The organism is Rhizobium sp. RCC_161_2 (genome assembly GCF_041355235.1).
In the GTDB taxonomy this organism is placed as follows: domain Bacteria; phylum Pseudomonadota; class Alphaproteobacteria; order Rhizobiales; family Rhizobiaceae; genus Rhizobium.
Window position 1 is genome coordinate 1 of record NZ_JBFUPL010000008.1, and the last position, 17,426, is coordinate 17,426.

General features: G+C 61.1%; 15 protein-coding genes and 2 tRNA genes. 7 read left to right on the plus strand and 10 right to left on the minus strand.

Translation table 11 applies throughout. The features are described 5' to 3' along the window. Positions 1–71: 71 nt before the first annotated feature. The 3 genes from AB6803_RS20075 to AB6803_RS20085 form a co-directional block, all read right to left on the minus strand. Positions 72–347, minus strand: a complete 276-nt coding sequence (locus AB6803_RS20075; RefSeq protein ID WP_371110545.1) for a hypothetical protein — start codon at positions 345–347, stop codon at positions 72–74. Then, complete coding sequence (locus AB6803_RS20080) at positions 340–1,197, minus strand: hypothetical protein (protein WP_371110546.1); 858 nt, start codon at positions 1,195–1,197, stop codon at positions 340–342. The genes AB6803_RS20075 and AB6803_RS20080 overlap by 8 nt, the downstream gene beginning before the upstream one ends. 497 nt (positions 1,198–1,694) lie before the next feature. After that, positions 1,695–1,771 (minus strand) — tRNA-Pro (locus AB6803_RS20085). Between the two features lie 305 nt (positions 1,772–2,076). Here AB6803_RS20085 and AB6803_RS20090 point away from each other — a divergent pair. After that, positions 2,077–2,481 (plus strand): hypothetical protein, encoded by a 405-nt coding sequence (locus AB6803_RS20090; RefSeq protein WP_371110547.1) that lies wholly within the window; start codon positions 2,077–2,079, stop codon positions 2,479–2,481. 74 nt (positions 2,482–2,555) lie between these two features. Here the strand turns inward: AB6803_RS20090 and AB6803_RS20095 are convergent, their stop codons facing one another. From AB6803_RS20095 to AB6803_RS20105, 3 genes are all read right to left on the minus strand, one after another. Continuing rightward, positions 2,556–4,277 (minus strand): hypothetical protein, encoded by a 1,722-nt coding sequence (locus AB6803_RS20095; RefSeq protein WP_371110548.1) that lies wholly within the window; start codon positions 4,275–4,277, stop codon positions 2,556–2,558. Beyond that, positions 4,277–5,347 (minus strand): glycosyltransferase family 2 protein, encoded by a 1,071-nt coding sequence (locus AB6803_RS20100; RefSeq protein ID WP_371110549.1) that lies wholly within the window; start codon positions 5,345–5,347, stop codon positions 4,277–4,279. The genes AB6803_RS20095 and AB6803_RS20100 overlap by 1 nt, the downstream gene beginning before the upstream one ends. Before the next feature lie 102 nt (positions 5,348–5,449). After that, positions 5,450–5,523: transfer RNA gene (locus AB6803_RS20105), tRNA-Gln, on the minus strand. Positions 5,524–5,681: 158 nt separating this feature from the next. Between AB6803_RS20105 and AB6803_RS20110 the strand changes: the two genes are divergently transcribed. Then, a complete protein-coding gene (locus tag AB6803_RS20110; RefSeq protein ID WP_371110550.1) occupies positions 5,682–5,984 on the plus strand; it encodes a cupin domain-containing protein in 303 nt (100 codons plus the stop codon). After that, complete coding sequence (locus AB6803_RS20115) at positions 5,981–6,889, plus strand: MBL fold metallo-hydrolase (RefSeq protein WP_371110551.1); 909 nt, start codon at positions 5,981–5,983, stop codon at positions 6,887–6,889. Before AB6803_RS20110 ends, AB6803_RS20115 begins: the two co-directional genes overlap by 4 nt. Positions 6,890–6,895: 6 nt before the next feature. On the opposite strand, the gene AB6803_RS20120 is transcribed toward AB6803_RS20115, so the two are convergent. Next, the gene (locus AB6803_RS20120; RefSeq protein ID WP_371110552.1) at positions 6,896–7,828 is read right to left on the minus strand and encodes a DUF1499 domain-containing protein; all 933 of its coding nucleotides are present in this window, start codon (positions 7,826–7,828) and stop codon (positions 6,896–6,898) included. A 235-nt stretch (positions 7,829–8,063) separates the two neighbouring features. Here AB6803_RS20120 and AB6803_RS20125 point away from each other — a divergent pair, with 235 nt between their 5' ends. Next, on the plus strand, positions 8,064–8,489 hold the full coding sequence (locus AB6803_RS20125) for a hypothetical protein (protein ID WP_371110553.1): 426 nt from the start codon (positions 8,064–8,066) through the stop codon (positions 8,487–8,489). Positions 8,490–8,639: 150 nt separating this feature from the next. After that, positions 8,640–8,915, plus strand: coding sequence for a hypothetical protein (locus AB6803_RS20130; protein ID WP_371110554.1), 276 nt, complete (start codon positions 8,640–8,642; stop codon positions 8,913–8,915). Between the two features lie 26 nt (positions 8,916–8,941). Here AB6803_RS20130 and ppdK read toward each other — a convergent pair whose 3' ends face one another. Then, positions 8,942–11,608: a pyruvate, phosphate dikinase gene (ppdK, locus tag AB6803_RS20135; RefSeq protein ID WP_371110555.1), complete on the minus strand. Its 2,667-nt coding sequence runs from the start codon at positions 11,606–11,608 to the stop codon at positions 8,942–8,944. A 197-nt stretch (positions 11,609–11,805) separates the two neighbouring features. Between ppdK and AB6803_RS20140 the strand changes: the two genes are divergently transcribed. Together AB6803_RS20140 and AB6803_RS20145 are read left to right on the plus strand one after the other, a co-directional pair. Next, positions 11,806–12,081 carry a type II toxin-antitoxin system RelE/ParE family toxin gene (locus AB6803_RS20140; protein WP_371110556.1) on the plus strand — a complete coding sequence of 92 codons (276 nt, stop codon included), beginning with the start codon at positions 11,806–11,808 and terminating at the stop codon, positions 12,079–12,081. A 9-nt stretch (positions 12,082–12,090) separates the two neighbouring features. Next, positions 12,091–12,426, plus strand: coding sequence for a HigA family addiction module antitoxin (locus AB6803_RS20145; RefSeq protein WP_007693835.1), 336 nt, complete (start codon positions 12,091–12,093; stop codon positions 12,424–12,426). A gap of 14 nt (positions 12,427–12,440) precedes the next feature. Here the strand turns inward: AB6803_RS20145 and AB6803_RS20150 are convergent, their stop codons facing one another. Further along, positions 12,441–13,766, minus strand: a complete 1,326-nt coding sequence (locus tag AB6803_RS20150; protein WP_371110557.1) for a hemolysin family protein — start codon at positions 13,764–13,766, stop codon at positions 12,441–12,443. 143 nt (positions 13,767–13,909) lie between these two features. Further along, on the minus strand, positions 13,910–17,371 hold the full coding sequence (locus tag AB6803_RS20155; protein ID WP_371110558.1) for a chromosome segregation SMC family protein: 3,462 nt from the start codon (positions 17,369–17,371) through the stop codon (positions 13,910–13,912). Positions 17,372–17,426: the final 55 nt, after the last annotated feature.

Here is a 17,426-nt window from a genome sequence, read left to right on the forward strand (position 1 = left end):
AGGGACGGTTGAAACATGGGTCAATTCTCAATGGAAATATCAGGCTGTGCCGGGTCAGCTCTCAGTGGAAATCAACATCCTCGACTCTTATCGTACGCCACGAGATTGTACTGTGTCTTCAATGGCGGCGTTGCAGGCACCCCGCTGGTGAGGCTCGCAACATTACTAAGCATTTCAGCGGTGAACGATGCGATCTCCCGCTTTAATGTGATGCCAACCCTGCCGCCAGTGTAATCCTCTACTTGGGCCGTCAGGTTCTGCAGTATTGAATTCACTTCCTCCTTGGCTGCGGAAGCCTTTTGGTGTGCAGTGAACCCCTTTGCCAATTGTGCTTTGAAATCAACCATTCGTGGCGTCCTTGTTTAGTTCGGCTATTATCGGCAAATGATCAAGCTTCGATCTCGAACTTTCGACCGCCTCGACCAGGCGTTCATATCGGAAAACACCTGTCTCTTTCTCATTCAAATGCCACTCGCTGCCGCCAACGAATGCGGAGCAGAATAACATCTGATCGAACACGCGCCACCTGTGAAGATTGTCGCTTCTATAGAAATACGTTCCAGTCGGATCACTTGGCCCAGGTGATTTGATATATCCCCTGGGGGACACAATCTGCTTCCAGAATGGATTGTAGAGTAAGTCAGGATTCGAATTTACAAAGCTCGCGTCACGACACCCCCGCAGGAATGTTGTCATTGAGTGATTGAAAGGCTCGTCGTTGAAATCCCCCAGGACTACTAGATACTTCACCCCGTCGCTTTGTAAATCCTCGACTTCCTTCCTCAAGGCTGCACCATAGTGTCCACGGATTTCAGCGTCGTCGCGCTTCAGCAGTCGGCTCGGCCAGTGGGACACAAGAAACGAAAAGTAATCCTCGCCGTATATTACAAAATCCATCCTGCACGAGATTTTATAATTATCGCCACCTATATTAGGTATGTTGAATTCATTTCCGATAAATGTTGCGACCTCTTCATTGTAAATAACACCTAGATTGAATTTGCTGGCCCTCCCTCCTTGCGTCATGTCTTGTACGGCGAACGGGGTTCCTGAGAATCGGTCCGCAAGCCAATCGAGATCGGCAGACGACACCTCCCCGAGGCAGACAACATGACATTCCGTCAGGAGGAGGACGATGACCTCCAACACAAGGGCATGCTCCCCTCCGGGTAGCGCATTGCCCTTGGGCGGTGTCATATGCGTGTTCCACCAGCCAATACGGAACTTCTTAATCGAGTGTGATATCTGCTGATCTGTCTCGTCTAACATCGGATAATTGGATTTTCTCTACGAATCTTCAACCAAAACGCGATCAAACTACCATAATGATATCCGGGTGCATGCGTATTATCTGAAACCACGATTTGTGTGCGAGGTTCTTTTCGAAGACCCCATTGATCCCACTCGTTCAAAACCTGAATTTCAATCGATCCAGACTTATCGGATCGGGCGCATGAATTTTAAGAAGGTGGGCAGCTTGCCGGATAGGCTAGTTGAGGTCTCCCCGCCGGGCGCAGACCGAAGCATCGGCCTTGGAAGCGGTAACATCATTCGCGTGGCGGACGATCAATCAAACCAAGAATGATTGCGACGAGTTCTATAACGCATCGTATCGGTGGCGATATCGGTGGCGGCAAAATGATATTTCATATCAGGGAATTTGATTTTGTTTCGGGAAAACAATAGCTTACGGCTGGTCGGAGTGGAGTGATTCGAACACTCGACCCCCACGTCCCGAACGTGGTGCGCTACCAGACTGCGCTACACTCCGTGACCAGCGGCGCTTCTATAGACCAGCCATTTTTGATGCACAAGCACCAAATTCAAAAAAACCATTTGTTTCTTGACGAAAAGATTACAGAGGCAATTGCCTGGAAAATCGGCAGAAAAAACAGGCAGCGGATAGAGCAAAGTGCATAAGACGCAACACTTTCGGCAAAATCCTACTTGTACACGCGGATGGGAATTTTCTTTTGCCGGCTTTGGCGCTAAAGCCCTTAGCGGGACAGGCGGAAATGTCGTGGGACAGCGGCGCTTCCGCAACCGAATGCGAGACAGAAGCTCAAGGACGATACGATGAATATCCGCATGATCACCGCGGCGGGACTGTTGCTGGCGCTGGCCGGCTGCGCCAGCACCACCACGACACCAATTCTCCCGGCGCTTGCAAGCAACCCGGTTCAGGACCGCTGGGAAGGCCAGTCGGCCGGGCGCTTCTTCGCCTCCTACGGCCCACCGCTTTCCGACCGCGACGAAAGCGGCAACCGCGTCTACACCTGGCGGGGCGGCTACAAGACCATCACTATCGCCACCAAGGACGGGAAGAAGGGCGGCAAGCGCTATCTCAGCTGCAAGGCCGATATCGTCACCAACCAGAGCTACGTCATCCGCTCGGTCCGCATCCTCGGCGACCAGCCCGGCACCAGCGGCTCCTCCTACTGCGCCGAACTGCTGGCACCGGCGCCTGAAAAGGCAAGCTGAGTCTCGCAAACCATCGGGGACACGCATTCAACAGGCGGCTCGAAGGGGCCGCCTGTTTTGTTATCGGGACAGGCTCAGCCTTCCGATGTCCATGGATCGGGACAGGCTTTCGCCGGCCCGGTATCTGCTGCGGGCACGAAAGCCTTGTCGATGGCATAGAGCTTGGCAAAGGGCGTATCGGCGGCGAGCCGCAAGCCGGGCGGAATGGTATCGCCGCCATATTGGTCGGGCATATCCGCGTTGACCACAAGCACGAAGTCGAAGCGCTGCCGCCAATTGGCGAGATAGGGCGCGATGGCGCTGAACGCCTTCAGTTCGGCCGGGCAATTCAACAGGCCGATGGAAAAGAGGTTGCCCTCCGGTACGGCGATATCCCTCCACGGCGATAGAACCGTCAGCGGCTGCTTGCCCGCGGCGGTAAAGATCGTCGGCACGAAGGCATGGGCGTAAGGGACGGCAAGCGTCGGCAGATGCCGGAACGTATCCTCGTTCCAGGCGTAGTGCCTCTGATCGATGCCGACCGGCATGCCTTTCGGCTTATGGGTCACCGGCAGGATGGCCGAGCCCTCCGGAACAGCGGCAAGGACGGAGCGGACAGCGGCGGCGTCAGCCTGCCCATGCCACCAGTTAACCCCAATCCAGGCCGTCCTGCCAAGTGCCACACATGCAAGCACCACGGCCAGCGTGAGGGCCTGCCGGCGCGGCAGCCGAGGTAGCGGGCAGATCATGGCCATCGCCACCAGCGCCGCCATGATCGGGAAACGCCAGCTGATCCAGCCGGTGCCCAGGACATGGCGCGGGGAGATGCAGGCAAGGACCAGCAGGCCGATAGCGGTAACGGCAAGCCCGGCATGCAATCTCAATCGGCCTGTGCGCACCGCATTGGTGCAGACCAGCACCAGCGGGATCAGCAGCAGCATGTCGGCCAGCGCCGTATAGGTCCAGATCGCCGACATCAGGTTCGCCAGTATCAGGCCCGGCGTATCGTTCCACGCCGCTCCCAGACCGGTATCGTTGCCATCAGGCAGCACCGGCGCATAGAGAAACAGGCAGATTGCCGGCAGCGTACAGGCGAGCATCGCCACGACCAGCCTGAGGCACAGGCCGACGAAAGCGCGCGGAGACTTTAGGGCCGCCGCTGTCGGCGAAAACTCGAGGCCGCAGACGAGCGCCATATAGAAGCCGAGCGAGAAGATGTGCATGACGGTCAGCAACAGGCCGGCGACGGCGCGCCAGACAAACAGCGCTGTCCGGCTCTTCGGCTGCAAAGCATGATCGACCGTCGCGAAGAACAGCGCCATGCCCAGGCCGATCTGGAAATTGATGAAGCCCCCGATCAGCGTCGCGCACCAGGCGAAATAAAGGATGGCGATCTGCCAATAATAGGAGCCGCCGAACAGGCGGCGATGCAGGGCGATGGCGCCGAGCGGCGGCAGCACGATCGCAAGGAACAGCAGGCTGCGCGCCAGCACAGGCACGCCGACCAACGGCCCCAACCAATAGGCCGCAAGATCGATGCCGACATTGGTGAAGGTCCGGTTCCAATCGAGCGCATAGATCCGGTCGAACGGCGGCTCCGCTATGCCGCCGGCCAGCAGCCACATGCGCGCATAGTGGTTCGGATAATCCAGGATCGGCGGAAACTGGAAAGCGGCGACGAAGATGGCGACGAGGATGACGAAAGCGGCGATGGCGAAGCCCGGACGTTGCCTGACGATCGCACTATCCGGAACGGCTGCAATTTCGACCGGGATAGCCGGCTCGACCGGAGACAGGTTTGCGGTTGAATGCGGCATCAGCGGACCGCCCTCGCCCGACTGCTATCCTCTTCCGCCTCTCCTTGATCCGTGAGGAGACGTTCAAGCTCGCGGCGCTTGCCGGCGGCGTTCAGCTCGGCGAAATCGCCGGTGATTTCGATGGATCGGCCGGCCTGCGCCAGGCTCTCGATCATGAACATCGGCCGCCGTTTGTTTTCCTGAACCAGCCGGCCGATATATTCGCCGATGATGCCGATGCAGATCAGCTGGATGGCGCTGAAGGCGGTGATCGCGGCCATGATGCTGGACCAGCCGATGATCGTCTCGCCCTCGATCCAGCGCACCACCGTATAGATCAGGAGCAGGATGGCGCAGGCGGCAGAGACCATGCCGAGCCATGTGCTGATGCGCAGCGGCACGGTGGAGAAACTGGTGATGGCGTCGATGGCGAAATTGACCATCTTGCGCAGCGGATATTTGGTCGTGCCGGCAAAGCGGGCGTCGCGCTCATAGGGCAGCGCCACCTGCCGCCCGCCGATCCAGCTGACCATGCCGCGAATGAAGCGATCACGCTCCGGCATCGACAGCAGGATATCGACCACACGCCGGCGCATCAGGCGAAAATCCCCGACATCGCGCGGGATCGCCACCGAGGCGAGCCGCGACAGGAGCCGGTAGAACAGCGAGGCGGAGGCAAGCTTGAACCAGCTCTCCCCTTCCCGCCGCACCCGCTGCCCATAGACGACATCCGCACCCCGATCCATGATCGGCATCATCATCAATAACAGCTCCGGCGGATCCTGCAGATCGGCATCGATCAGCAGCACGCGCTCGCCCCGCGTAGCGGCAAGCCCGGCGGTGGCGGCCAACTGATGACCATGATTGCGCATCAACCGGACGCCGAGCACCTGCGGCATCTCGCGGCCCAGCGCGGCAATGATCTCCCAGGTCCCATCCGTGGAACCGTCATCCACCAGAACGACCTCGAAGGCATCCCCGGCAATACTGCGTGCGGTTGCGACGGCACGCCGGCAAAACTCGCGAAGCCCCTCTTCCTCGTTGTGGCAGGGGGCGACGATGGAAAGGAGTGGTGGGGAGTTGCTGTTCATGGCTGCCTGCATCGGAATGGTGGTGGCGGCCAGATTGCAGGAGAAAGGTCAAACAAGGTTTAAGGGTGGGTGGGAATAGTTGTGGTTACGACGTTCAACCAATGGCTGGGGCGCCTGGATTCGAACCAGGGATGGCGGTACCAAAAACCACTGCCTTACCGCTTGGCTACGCCCCACCAGAGTGACATGGCGACGATCCGCGCCAAATCACCGCCTGATTAGCAAAGGTCGCATCCGCTCACAATCATTAAGTTATAGGTGAGCGCATATTTTTATACGCTTCCCAAGCGGCTATGCTAGGTCTTGTCATCCCCAAATCCCATCAGGAGATCCGATGAGCCAGTATCGTGCCCGCCCGCCCGCTGTCCCCACCGTGCTTGTCGATGATGATGTCGTGCGGATTACCCGCTGGGATTTCGAGCCGGGCGCCGATACCGGCCATCATGTCCATGGCCTCGGCTACGTCGTGGTGCCGATGACCGATTGCCAGTTCCTGCTCGAGGAGCCGAACGGAGAGAGGCGTGTCGACATTGCCAAGGGCGCTGCCTATCGGCGGGAAGCCGGGGTCGAGCATAATGTCGTCAATGCCGGCTCCGAGCCGATGTCCTTCATAGAGGTCGAATACAAGCGATCATGAGCAATCCAGACTTCGACCTTGCCTTCGAGGCCGCCTATGGCCGCGCCGTGCCGGTTGCGCCCGGCATCGAGCGGATGACGGTCAACAATCCCAGCGCCTTCACCTTCCACGGCACCAACAGCTATATCGTCGGCGGCTCGTCGGTCGCGGTCATCGATCCCGGGCCGGAGAATGAAGAGCATTTCGCCGCCCTGTTGGCGGCGCTGGAGGGACGCGAGGTCACGCATATCTTCGTCAGCCACACCCATCGCGACCACTCGCCGCTCGCCAGGCGGCTGAAGGAGGCGACGGGGGCGTTGACGGTCGGCCAGGGGCCGCACCGTGCCGCGCGGCCGCTGCACGAGGGCGAGGTCAATCCTTTCGCCGAGAGCTCGGACATGGATTTCTGGCCGGATATCACGCTTGGTGACGGCGAAAGCGTCTCGGGGGACGGTTGGCAACTGACCGCGCTTCTGACGCCCGGCCACACGGCCAACCACGCCTGTTTCGCGCTCGAGGGCAGCGGCATCGTCTTTTCCGCCGACCATGTCATGGCCTGGGCAACGACGATCGTCGCGCCGCCGGATGGCTCCATGGCCGATTATATGGCCTCGCTGGAGCGGCTGCTTGCCCGTGACGACCGCCTGTTTTTCCCCGGCCATGGCGGCCCGGTAAAGGAGCCCGCCTCCTTCATGCGCGGGCTCAGGACCCACCGGCGCATGCGCGAGCGCGCCGTGCTGGAGCGCATCAAGGCCGGCGACCGGCTGATCCCCGATATGGTCAAGGCCATCTACCGCGACACGGACCCACGCCTGCATGGCGCGGCAGCCCTGTCCGTGCTGGCGCATCTGGAGGATCTGGTGGAAAAGGGCCAGGTGCTGACGGACGGACCGCCGGCGCTGCTCGGGGCTTACAGGCCCGCCTAAACCAGGTCAGCTTCCGGCAATGCCCAGGAGCTCGGCGTCCAGCGCCTTCAAATAGCTTTCGGCGATATCGGCGCTGATGCCGAGATCGTCCTGACCGTAGCGCGATGCGACGCGGACATCGACCAATGTCGTTTCCGCCTCCTCGCGCAGGCGGATCAGTACGTCGAAGTGCAGACCGAAAATGCGGGTGCGGGTCTCGCCCTGCAGGATGACATCTGTGTTCTGACGAATGAGGTCCGCCACGCCGTCGCGATAGGGCCGCGGTGTCGGCACCGGGATAATATCGGGCATGTCGGTGACGGCGCTATCATCCGCCGTCGGGCTCGGGCGCTGCCGGGGCGTGCGGCGGCGCGGTTTTTGATCGCCGTTCGGATCGACCAAATCGGTGCCTACAACCTTGACGATGGTGATGTGATTGTCACCGGCGACCTTGCGCACGGCTTCCAGCACACGGTCGGAGGCCCCCTCATAACGGCGGCTGGTGAGCGCGGGATAGGCGATATTCTGCGCCTCGCGATCCCCTGATGTCACAAGCCGCCTTGCCGGCAGCCAGAGCTGTTTCGCCTCCGGCGTCGCCAGCCATTCCGGAGCGTCGGCGAGGTCTGTTGATACGTCGTAGATTGCCGGCCGCGTCCAGTAGCGCTCGACGCCGATGCCGACGATCGCCAGCGGCAACGCAGCATAGATCAACGCCTTGACGGCCGAAACACCACCGAGCGCCGCCATCCGCCAGAGCTGCGTGAGGCCAACGACCGCAAGCAGTACGGCAAGCGCGGCAAAGCCCGCCGAAATCAGCAGCAACAGAACGAAATAGGGTGTTTCCAGCGGCCCGAACCGATGGCCGATCAAGATCACCCCGCACAGCACCAGCGCAAAGGAAGCAATCAGGCGCGCGGCGAGTGCGGCATGCGAAACGGGACGGTCGAAGCGAATGGTCATCAAGGGCTCGTCGGCGCGTCGGATCGGAAAGCGGGTGCACCGAATCCCGAAGGGCTGATCCCATGTTTAGAGCAAGAAACGGCGAAAATAAATCGGATGTCGCGGCGCGAATAAACAAGCTTCGACTGCAGGACGATTTGGCGCCGACGAGCACAAAAGTGTGAGTACTTGCTTAAATTCCGAAAAAAGGCCATGATTTTCGTGTCTTACCGTGGCTATGAAAGGACTTGAGGAGATGGGAACGAAGAAATCGCCCGACATCGCCGCCAAGCCGTTGCCTGCAACAACCAGCACTGCCGCCGATGCCATTGAGCCTGCCCTGCCGCTCGAACTGCTGGAACTGGAGCTGTCGCTCGATGGTTTTTCCGGCGGCGAAGCAGGATTTTGCGAAGCGGTGCGAACCGCAGCCAGAGCTGTGGGCGGCGAACTCCTGTTCGATCTTCCGGCCACCGGATTGATATCGGAATACCGCCGGCTGGCCGTTCTGTGGATACCGGAGGGCGGAGAGAAGATGCGCATCATCTTCGCGGCGCTCGACCTGGACGGGACGGAGATTCGCGTGCTGGAGCCCGATGAGGAAACCGCGCATCTGCTCAGTTTCACCGATGCCTTTGTCGATGTGCTGCAACGCCTGCCGCAAAGGCTGGATGACGCGGCTTAAAGGTTCTATCTCTTTGTTTTTACGCACTTTCGGACGGAAAGCCGCAACGCACTTTCCCTGGAATTGCTTTCGCCGTGCGACAGGCCTTTCGCACCCTGCCGAGCGGGATTATGATCCCAACCTGCACATCTCAATCCAGGACATCAGGCAATGCGTATTTCTCCGGCACTCCTCCTCATCGCCACAGGCTTGCTCCTATCCGGCTGCCAGACGGCGGAGGAGATCCGAGCGGCGGACCAGTCGAGATGCAGCGGTTACGGCTTCAGGCCCGGCACACAGAATTTCGCGAATTGCATGATGAACCAGGATCTGAGCCGCCGCGCCGACCAGCGCGCCTTCATGGAAAGCAATGACGATTTCTTCTGGGGACCGCCCTATGTCATCGGACCGCGCTATTACTATCATCGCGGCTACTGGCGGCACTGATCATCGCGCCGCCCGTCGCGTGAACGTCAGATCCTGGCCTTGATGGCTGCCTGCGCCGCCGCGAGTCTCGCGATCGGCACGCGGAAGGGCGAGCAGGAGACGTAGTCCAGCCCGATCTCCTCGCAGAAATGGATCGAGGCCGGATCCCCGCCATGCTCGCCGCAGATGCCAAGCTTCATGTCGTTGCGGGTGCGGCGGCCACGTTCGGTGGCGATGCGGATCAACTCCCCCACCCCATCGAAATCCAGCGAGATGAAGGGATCATGCTCGATGATGCCCTTGCGTTGATAGGTCGGGATGAAGGCGGCGGCATCGTCACGCGACATGCCGAAGGTGGTCTGCGTCAAATCGTTGGTGCCGAAGGAGAAGAATTCGGCCGCCTCGGCGATGATATGGGCGCGAAGTGCTGCGCGCGGCAGCTCGATCATCGTACCGACGAGATAGTCGATCTTCATCCTGGCTTCGGTCATGACGGCGCCGGCTACCTCATCGATGCGCGCCTTGACGTAATCGAGCTCGGAGCGCAGGCCGACCAGCGGCACCATGATTTCGGGAACCACCGCCGCCCCTGTCTCTTTTGCGGCGGCAACAGCCGCCTCGAAGATGGCGCGAGCCTGCATCTCGACGATTTCGGGATAGGAAATAGCCAGGCGGCAGCCGCGATGACCGAGCATGGGGTTGAACTCGTGCAACGCATCGACGCGCTGGCGCAGGATGGCCGGCTCCATGCCCATGATGCCGGCGACCTCGGCGATCTCCTCGTCCGTCTTCGGCAGGAATTCGTGTAGCGGTGGGTCGAGCAGGCGGATAGTCACCGGCAGGCCGTGCATGATTGTGAACAGGCCGGTGAAATCGAGCCGCTGCATCGGCAGGAGCTTGTCGAGGGCTGCGCGGCGCCCCTCCTCGCCTTCCGCAAGGATCATCTCGCGCATCACATGGATGCGGTCGCCTTCGAAGAACATATGCTCAGTGCGACAAAGGCCGATGCCCTCGGCGCCGAAGGCACGGGCGGCGCGAGCATCCGCCGGCGTATCGGCATTGGTCCGCACCGTCATGCGGCGCGAGCGGTCGGCCCAGGCCATGATGCGGCCGAAATCGCCGGAGAGTTCCGGCTGGATCATCGGCACCTCTCCCTTCAGTACCTGGCCGGCAGAACCGTCGATGGTGATGATATCGCCCTTCTTCAGGGTAATGCCGATGCCGATCAGTTTCTCGTTGCGCATGTCGAGGCGCATGGTGCCGGCACCGACGACGCAGGGCAGGCCCATGCCGCGGGCGACGACCGCCGCATGGCTGGTCATGCCGCCGCGCGTGGTGAGGATTCCCTCGGCGGCATGCATGCCATGAATATCCTCCGGGCTGGTCTCGATACGCACGAGGATGACCTTACGGCCCTCCTCCTCGGCAGCGATCGCCTCCTCGGCGGTAAAGACGATTTCGCCCGTGGCCGCCCCCGGCGAAGCCGGAAGGCCGGAGCCGATGACCTCACGATGAACGCGCGGGTCGATGGTCGGGTGCAGGAGCTGGTCAAGCGTCGAGGGCTCGATACGCGAGACGGCTTCGTCTTCGGTGATCACGCCCTCGTCGACCATATCGACCGCCACCTTCATCGCCGCCTTGGTGGTGCGCTTGCCGGCGCGGGTCTGCAGCATCCAGAGCTTGCCGCGCTCGATGGTGAACTCCAGATCCTGCATGTCGCGGTAATGCGTTTCGAGTTGGGTACAGATACGGCGGAATTCGGCAAAGGCTTCCGGCATCAGCTTTTCCATCGACGGCCGCTCATAGCCGGAAGCGATACGGGCAACCTCGGTGATACTCTGCGGCGTGCGGATGCCGGCGACGACATCCTCACCCTGCGCATTGACGAGGAATTCGCCGTAGAGCTCCTTCTCGCCAGTCGAAGGATTGCGGGTGAAGGCGACGCCGGTGGCCGACGAATTGCCGAGATTTCCGAAGACCATGGCCTGGATATTGACCGCAGTGCCCCAGGCTTCGGGAATATTGTGCAGATGGCGATAGGTGACGGCGCGCGGGTTCATCCAGCTGGAAAAGACGGCGCTGACCGCGCCCCAAAGCTGCACTTCCGGCTCCTGCGGGAAGGCCTCGCCGAGTTCCTCTTCGATGACGGTCTTGTAGAGCGAGACCACATGCTGCCATTCGACGGCGGACAGATCGGTATCGAATTCATGGCCGAGGCGTGCCTTCTCGTCCTCCAGGATCTCCTCGAAAACCTCGTTGTCGAGACCCATGACGACATCGGCATACATCTGAATGAAGCGGCGATAGCTGTCCCAGGCAAAGCGGGCATCACCGGCATCGTGTCCGAGCGCCTGCACCGTGGCATCGTTGAGGCCGAGATTGAGGACGGTATCCATCATGCCGGGCATGGACGCGCGTCCGCCGGAGCGCACGGAGACCAGCAGCGGCTGCGCGGTATCACCAAACTTGCGTCCGGTGATCGCTTCCATCTGCTTGAGCCCCCGCATGACCTGCGGTTTCAGCTCATCGGGAACGCTGCGGCCGTTCTTGTAGTAGAAAGCGCAAGCCTCGCTGACGATCGTCAGGCCGGGCGGCACCGGCAGGCCCAAGCTGCACATTTCGGCAAGATTGGCACCCTTCCCCCCGAGCCGCTCATAATCCTTAGCGCGACCCTCGGCCTTACCATCGCCGAATGTATAAACCCACTTCGTCATTTTCCCCCATCCAACTCCTCAAGCAGAACTTAATTCATTGAGACGGAAATGAAAATCGACAAATGCGGCAAATTGTTGCGCTGCACAATAAATATGGGATCATGGCCCTTAAAACCATGCCTGCTGCAGCAAATTCGTAAAGCGTAACTTGACGCACTACGGCGTATTTACTATCTAAAGCCATGAAGATCAGAAACGTGATCCATAAAGCGTTACGCCGCTTCATCGAGGAAGATGATGCCTCTGGCCTGCAATCTGCCTTCGTGCCGAAGCTACGGCGAATTATCTCTTTCCTTCAGGATATGGAGCAGGAAGAGGAATTGCGGACGGTTCCGAGTTGGAAAGCCCATCAACTGACGGGCGACCGCAAGGGCACCTGGAGCCTGTTTGTTACGAAAAACTGGCGATTGACGTTTCGAATAGACCGGACGGAAATTGAGATCATCGACCTCGATTATGAAGACTATCACTAGGAGGTGGTAATGAACGCTATACAGGGCATCCGCATGAAAAACCCCGCCCATCCGGGCGGTTTTGTCAAAAGCGAGATCGTCGAGGCTCTTGAGCTTTCCGTCACCGATGCCGCCAAGGCCCTCGGCGTCACGCGCCCGACCCTTTCCGCGCTTCTCAACGAACGAGCGCATCTTTCGCCGGAGATGGCTCTCAGGATCGAAAAAGCATTCGGCGTGTCCATGGATACGCTGATGCGAATGCAGAATAGCTACGACATTGCTCAAACTCGCAAGCGAGAGGGAGAAATCGAGGTCACGCCATTCCAACCGAAGCTCAACGGTCTGCCGTCAACGCAACCTAAATGATCCTAAACAAATAACTAAGCCCCCGGCTCCCGCCGCGCCAATATCTTGTCGATCCGCATACCGTCGAGATCGATGATTTCGAAGTGCCAGCCGTCAAATGTGAAGCTTTCGCCGACATCCGGCAGATGGCCCAGATGATAGAGCGCAAAGCCGGCGAGCGTGTGGAAGTTGCTGTCTTCCGAGCGATCACGCAGGCCGAGCCGCTCGAAAGCGTCGTAGGCCGGCATCATGCCTTCCATCAGCAGCGAACCATCGGCGCGCTCGACAACATCCGGGCTCTCGTTTTCCATGTCGGGCAGGTCGCCGGCAATGGCTTCCAAGAGGTCCGTCTGGGTGACGATCCCCTCCAGGCTGCCATATTCATCGATGACCATGGCTAGGCGTACGGGTGCGCGCTTGAAGCTTTCCAGCACCTTGAAGACCGCTGTGGCTTCGTGGACGATCAGCGGCTGGCGAATGACCGCCATCGGGTCGAGTGGCTTGCCGTTCAGAAGCTGATCGAGAAGATCCTTCTTCAACACCATGCCGATCGGCTCGTCTATCGATCCGCGGCTGACGAGAAGCTGTTCGAAACGGCTTTCCCGGATGGTTTTCTGTATCTCCTCGGGCGTGTCATCGGCGTCGATCCAATCGATTTCCAGCCGGGGCGTCATGATATCGGAAACGTCCCGGTCGCCGATGTTGAAAACGCGCTCGACCAGATCCTGCTGCGCCTGCTCCAAAAGACCGGCTTCCTGGCTTTGGGCGACCAGCAGCTTGATTTCCGCCGGCGAATGCAACGAGCCTTCGCCGGTGCCCGGCCGCAGCCCGAAAAGCCGCAGGACCAGATTGCCGAGACCGTTCAGCACCGTGATCGCCGGGCGAAGCAGGAAGAGGAAGAGACCGAGCGGCCGCACGACCCCTAGAGCAGTGCCTTCGCTGCGCTGCAATGCCAGGCTCTTCGGCGCGAGTTCGCCAAGCACGATATGCAGGGCGGTGATGATGATGAAGGAAATCGCAACCGCGACGGCATGCGATCCGGCAGCGGCCCAGGAGCCGGGCAGAAAAGCGAGAAGCGGCTCGAGGAGATGGGCGAGTGCCGGCTCACCGACCCAACCAAGCGCAAGCGAGGAGATGGTGATGCCAAGCTGCGTGGCGGCAAGATTGGCGTCGAGATTATCGACCGCCTTTTGCAGCGCCTTGGAGTTCATCCGCCCTTCGGCGACAAGCTCGGTCACGCGGCTGCGTCGCACGGAAACGAGAGAAAACTCGGCGGCGACAAAGAATCCATTGGCTACCACAAGAAACAATACAGCGAGTATTCCGAGGATATCGAAAATACTGCCATCAGACCCAGACATGCTTCCCTTCCGGGCGGTTCAGCGCCACGTATTATTGATCGAAAACAAAACTATCACGCTTTGTAGCTGTACGGCAGCCGAAGCGGCAATTTCTTGTCGATATGGAAACAGTTTTCTCTCTTTCCAGTCGGGGAGACACGCGCTCAAGCTATTTCCCGCAGCCGCTCGGCGGTCTGCAGGTCGACGGAGACGAGCTGGGAAACGCCCTGCTCGGCCATGGTGACGCCGAAAAGGCGATCCATGCGCGCCATGGTGATGGGATTATGGGTGATGACCACAAACCGTGTCTCGGTCGAGGCGGACATCTCATCCATCAGATTGCAATAGCGCTCGACATTGTGGTCGTCGAGCGGCGCGTCCACTTCGTCCAGCACGCAGATCGGTGCCGGATTGGTGAGGAAGACGGCAAAGATCAGTGCCATCGCTGTCAGCGCCTGCTCGCCGCCGGAGAGCAGCGTCATCGTCTGCGGCTTCTTGCCCGGCGGGCGTGCGAGAATTTCGAGGCCCGCTTCCAATGGATCGTCGGATTCGATCAGTTGCAGTTCGGCCGTGCCGCCCCCGAAGAGATGGGTGAACAGCCGCTGGAATTGTGCGTTGACGACGTCGAAGGCGGCGATCAGCCGTTCACGGCCTTCGCGGTTGAGGCTCTGGATCGCGCCGCGCAGCTTACGGATGGCGTCGATGACGTCGTCGCGCTCCTTGATCAGGGCCTGCAGCCGCTCGGTCAGCTCCTTGCTTTCCTCCTCAGCGCGCAGATTGACGGCGCCCAGGCGCTCGCGCTCGATCCTCAACCGCTCCAGCTCGCGCTCGACCTCGCGAGGATCGGGAATATCCTGCATGACCGCCAGCCCGGCGAGCCGCAGCGCCTCGTGCGGCTCGACATTGAGCGCCTGGCGGATACGCAGCTCGCTCTCCTGCCGGCGCTCGCGAGCCGACACCAGCCGCTCCTCGACGCGCCCGCGCTTTTCACGGCTTTCCGCCAGTTCGGACAAGGCGGTCGTGGCTTGCCGGTCGGCGTCGCGCTGCACGATTTCCGCTTCGGCCAGGCGGTCGGCCGCGACTCGACGGGCCTCCTCGGCCTTTTGCAGCTCATTCATCAGCGCACGGCGCTTGTCGTCGAATTCGTCCGGAGCGAGGTCAAGCTCGGCGGCTTCCTCGCGCGCCTCTTCCTCGCGGTCGCGCAGGGTCTGGATATGCTCCTCGGCACTGGCGGCACGCTGGTTCCAGCCGTCACGCTCCTGCTGGATCGCCAGGATGCGGCGCTGCCGGGCCTCATTTTCCCGGTTCAATCCCTCATGACGGGCGCGGGCCTCGGCCAGCACGCCACGATCGGTCGCAACCTCTGCCTGCTGGTCGCGCAGCTTGATGTCGATCGCCGTCAGATCGGGCGCGTCTTCCAGTTCGATGCGGGCATTTTCATCCTGCACCGTCACTTCTTCCATCTGCGCCTGCAGCTGGCTGACAGCCTCGGTGATGATATCCCTACGGCGGATCAGATCGCCGGAGGCGCGTTCGGCCGCAACCAGGGCTTCACGGGCTTCCGCGAGATGGCGGGCGGCGAGACGGCTGGCATCGCGGGCGACGGCCAGGCGGCCTTCCTCTGACCGAATCGCCTCGCCGGCCGCGGCCAGACGCTCTTCCGCCTCGAGTAGGATATCGCGTGCGAGTTCGACTTCGGCCTCAAGCTCGGCAAGACGGTTCTTCTGCGCCAGCCGCAAGGCGGCGGCGCTCGGCGCATCCGCGCCAGTCACATGGCCGTCCCAGCGATAGACCGCGCCTTCCCTAGTCACGAGCCGCTGTCCCGGCTTCAACGCCGGCATGAGACGCAGGGCATCCCCGGCCGCGACAAGGCCGATCTGGCGCAAACGACGCGTCAGGGCAGCCGGTGCGCCGACATGCGAAATCAGCGGCGTCACGCCTTCCGGCAAGGCGGGATCGGCGGGGCCGCTGCCATTGTCCGACCAGTACGCGGGTGCCTGCGGATCGAGCGGCGATTCCAGATCGTCACCGAGCGCCGCGCCAATCGCGGTCTCGAAGCCGCGATCGACACGCAGCTCTTCGGCAACCGGCGCGAAGGTGCCGGAGGCGGCGCCCGCTGCCAGCATCTTCGAGATCGTGCGCGATTCGGTTTCCAGCGCATTCAGCCGGGAACGGGCCTGATCGGCCGGCGCCCGCGATAGAGCTTCGGTCTCACGGGCCTTGGCAAGAGCGGTTTCGACACGCTGGATTGCCGCCTCTGCATCAGCAACGACGCCTTCGGCGGTTTCGACCATATCGCGCTTTCCGCCGGGGTCCGGCAGCATGGCCATCTTCTCATCGATGGCGGACAGCTCGCGATTCGCCTCGTCCATCTGACGTTCCAGGCGCATCTTGCGATCGGCAAGATCGCGAATGGCACGCTCAAGCTGGTTGCGCGCGGCGGCGGCCTCGGCGCGTTCAGCCGTCAGCGCGGTGAAGATGCGTTCGCTATCTGCAAGCTTGGACGCGGCCTCCTCGAAAGCCTCGCGCGTCTCCTCGGCAAGCCGGCCGGAGTCGGCGAGAATATCGGCAATATCGGCTTCTTCTGCCTCGAGCTTGGCCAGGATCGCGGCATTATCGGCAACAAGACGCTCTTCGCGACGGATATCCTCGCCCAGTTGCGCCAGCCGCCGGGTCAGCTCGTCGCGACGGCGCAGGATGCGATTGGCATCTTCTTCCAATTGATTGCGAGCGAACTGCAGCCGTTGCAACGCGGCGGCGGCCTTTGCCTCGTCGTCACGCAGCTCCGGCAGCTTGAAGCTGGCAATGGCCTGCGCCTTCGCCGCCTCCATCTGCAGCTGCGCCTTTTCGGCGACCAGGACGGTTGCCTGGTTGAGGCCGCTGTCGGCTTCCGCTTCCGCCTCCTTGGCCTGTACCCAATGGATATGCAGCAGAATGGCCTCGCGGGCGCGGATATCGGCGGACAGTGTCTTGAAACGGTTGGCCTGACGGGCCTGACGCTTCAAACTCTCGATCTGGCTTTCGAGCTGCGAGGTCACATCATCCAGGCGCTCGAGATTGCCTTCGGCGGCGCGCAGGCGCAGCTCCGCCTCGTGGCGGCGCGAATGCAGGCCGGAAATGCCGGCCGCTTCTTCGAGAAGCTGGCGGCGGGCCTGTGGCTTCGCCTGGATCAGCTCGCCGATACGCCCCTGGCCGACCATGGACGGCGAGCGCGCCCCGGTCGACGCATCGGCAAACAGCAGCTGCACATCCTTGGCGCGGGCTTCCTTGCCGTTGATGCGATAGAGCGAGCCCTGTTCGCGTTCGATGCGGCGAGTGACCTGGATTTCGTCACTGTCGTTGAAAGCAGCGGGTGCCGTGCGGTCGCTATTGTCGAGATAAAGGCCGACTTCCGCGGTATTGCGCGCCGGGCGGTTGCCCGAGCCCGAGAAGATCACGTCGTCCATGCCGGAGGCGCGCATGTTCTTGTAGGAATTCTCGCCCATCACCCAGCGCAGCGCCTCGACAAGGTTCGACTTGCCGCAGCCGTTCGGGCCGACGACGCCGGTCAAACCGCGCTCGATGACGAATTCCGCTGGTTCCACGAAGGATTTGAAGCCGACGAGACGAAGCCTGTTGAACTTCATGGGCCGATCTCCACCCTCCCCTTGAGGAGGAGGGTCGGACCGAAGGTCCGGGGCG

Excerpts from the sequence above, each read along its gene's own strand:
- AB6803_RS20075 (WP_371110545.1), bottom strand. The coding sequence starts at position 347 with ATGGTTGATTTCAAAGCACAATTGGCAAAGGGGTTCACTGCACACCAA.
- AB6803_RS20080 (WP_371110546.1), bottom strand. The coding sequence starts at position 1,197 with ATGACACCGCCCAAGGGCAATGCGCTACCCGGAGGGGAGCATGCCCTT.
- AB6803_RS20090 (WP_371110547.1), top strand. The coding sequence starts at position 2,077 with ATGAATATCCGCATGATCACCGCGGCGGGACTGTTGCTGGCGCTGGCC.
- AB6803_RS20095 (WP_371110548.1), bottom strand. The coding sequence starts at position 4,277 with ATGCCGCATTCAACCGCAAACCTGTCTCCGGTCGAGCCGGCTATCCCG.
- AB6803_RS20100 (WP_371110549.1), bottom strand. The coding sequence starts at position 5,347 with ATGAACAGCAACTCCCCACCACTCCTTTCCATCGTCGCCCCCTGCCAC.
- AB6803_RS20110 (WP_371110550.1), top strand. The coding sequence starts at position 5,682 with ATGAGCCAGTATCGTGCCCGCCCGCCCGCTGTCCCCACCGTGCTTGTC.
- AB6803_RS20115 (WP_371110551.1), top strand. The coding sequence starts at position 5,981 with ATGAGCAATCCAGACTTCGACCTTGCCTTCGAGGCCGCCTATGGCCGC.
- AB6803_RS20120 (WP_371110552.1), bottom strand. The coding sequence starts at position 7,828 with ATGACCATTCGCTTCGACCGTCCCGTTTCGCATGCCGCACTCGCCGCG.
- AB6803_RS20125 (WP_371110553.1), top strand. The coding sequence starts at position 8,064 with ATGGGAACGAAGAAATCGCCCGACATCGCCGCCAAGCCGTTGCCTGCA.
- AB6803_RS20130 (WP_371110554.1), top strand. The coding sequence starts at position 8,640 with ATGCGTATTTCTCCGGCACTCCTCCTCATCGCCACAGGCTTGCTCCTA.
- ppdK (WP_371110555.1), bottom strand. The coding sequence starts at position 11,608 with ATGACGAAGTGGGTTTATACATTCGGCGATGGTAAGGCCGAGGGTCGC.
- AB6803_RS20145 (WP_007693835.1), top strand. The coding sequence starts at position 12,091 with ATGAACGCTATACAGGGCATCCGCATGAAAAACCCCGCCCATCCGGGC.
- AB6803_RS20150 (WP_371110557.1), bottom strand. The coding sequence starts at position 13,766 with ATGTCTGGGTCTGATGGCAGTATTTTCGATATCCTCGGAATACTCGCT.
- AB6803_RS20155 (WP_371110558.1), bottom strand. The coding sequence starts at position 17,371 with ATGAAGTTCAACAGGCTTCGTCTCGTCGGCTTCAAATCCTTCGTGGAA.